Source organism: Variovorax ureilyticus (assembly GCF_037889935.1).
GTDB lineage: Bacteria > Pseudomonadota > Gammaproteobacteria > Burkholderiales > Burkholderiaceae_C > Variovorax > Variovorax ureilyticus.
In genome coordinates this window covers 1-1,457 of record NZ_JBBKZU010000049.1, presented here as the reverse complement: position 1 = coordinate 1,457, position 1,457 = coordinate 1, and the positions used below count along the sequence as shown (strand labels likewise).

Sequence of the window (1,457 nt, the reverse complement as noted above, 5' to 3'; positions counted from 1 at the left end):
GCGCGCCTGGCGATCGCCGCGGAGGCCTGACAGATCAATAATGCAACCCTCGTCCTGCCTGGAGGAATTTGAGTGTCCACGGGTGGGGGAGTTTGAAGTGTCGATCGGGGCATGGGATGCCATTAGCAGCAGTTTCGCTCCAACATTTGCAATCCTCGTCAGTTGTTCGGCCAGATACGAAGGTCGGGTCCAGATAGTCTTGGCTAGGTCCGCCAACGGAAGATAGGTCAAACGGATTCCCTCCACGCCCAGGAGCGCGGCGTAGGGAGACGGCGCTCACCGTCCGGCGTCTCGTGTTTGGTGCTGAGGTCCCAGCGTGAAGAGAAGCTGTCCGGTGGCAGAGGCACGCACGGGATGGAGGTTGGCATCCCGGAGCTCTTTGTCACCTTCGAACTTGAAAACGAGGTCCCCTGGGATGCCACCTTCTCCTTCACCGGCCTCCCAGAGACCACTCACCAATCTTTGAGTCCACCGTCTCGGCATCCCTGCATATTCGACGCGACACAGCCCCTTGCGTCGCTCGAGGGGAACCGACGCAATCAATTGCGCCAAGACCTCCTCCCATTCAACCAGCACGGTGCGTTCGACAAGGGCGCCCTCGTACTGAGCGTCATAGACAAACATGTACCAGGGACTGACTACCGAAAGCGCCACGGCCTCCCAGTACCTTTGGCCCTCGCCCGCGAGCTGCGACATGACACGGTGTTCGAACTGGGGCATGGTGACAAACACTGGAGAGCTCCTAAAAGGGCTCCTGATTGTGCCTCATATGCCGCCACCCCCTCAATAGCCAAGTGAACACTTTTTAGGTGCCTCATTCGGCGGAAGCACCTAACCAAATAGCACCTGCGCTACTCGAGAAGCTGGCGGCGAACGTTTTGGCCCTTAGGGAGGCCGGGAACTGGAGTACGCGAGCTCTGGCGGAGCACTGCCGAATCGACCGCCGGACGCTTCAGCGGATGGAACATCGGGAACTCGGCACGCTTTCGTTGGACACCGTGGACCGTTTGGCGAAGGGGCTGGGCGTCGACACAGGCTCTCTTCTCGGCGCCAAACCGGTCGCCCGCAGAGAGTCGGACCGCGTGGTGCAAGAAATCATCGGGACCAGCCTTGTCAGCGCGAGAGATGAGCTCCAGTGGACCCAGTACGACCTAAGCGCACATTCTGGGGTCAGCAGGACGCTAATAGCCCACATAGAGCGCGGGGCACGGAATCCATCGCTGAAGACGCTCGGACGATTGGCTGATGCTCTTGATACAACAGTAGAGAAACTGCTTTCGGACCCGCGAGGCCCTAGCTGAACCTCCCCACCGATGCCTCTTGTGCGGCTTGACCGCAGATATCGTGTGAGCGTCCAGCCGATCCACCTTGACCCGGCTCGGAGCTCGTGATCGTCAAGGTGCGGTCGCGGATCCAACGAAGGCGACACACTCGACGAGGTTGAGAGCGGCCAGCAG

At 60.1% G+C, this 1,457-nt stretch carries 2 protein-coding genes; one reads left to right on the top strand and one right to left on the bottom strand.

Annotated elements, in window-relative coordinates:
- Positions 1-276: 276 nt before the first annotated feature.
- Positions 277-732, bottom strand: coding sequence for a hypothetical protein (locus WKW77_RS34940; RefSeq protein ID WP_340361469.1), 456 nt, complete (start codon positions 730-732; stop codon positions 277-279).
- A gap of 77 nt (positions 733-809) precedes the next feature.
- On the opposite strand from WKW77_RS34940, the gene WKW77_RS34935 reads away from it, so the two are divergent.
- Positions 810-1,301: a helix-turn-helix domain-containing protein gene (locus WKW77_RS34935; RefSeq protein ID WP_340361468.1), complete on the top strand. Its 492-nt coding sequence runs from the start codon at positions 810-812 to the stop codon at positions 1,299-1,301.
- Positions 1,302-1,457: the final 156 nt, after the last annotated feature.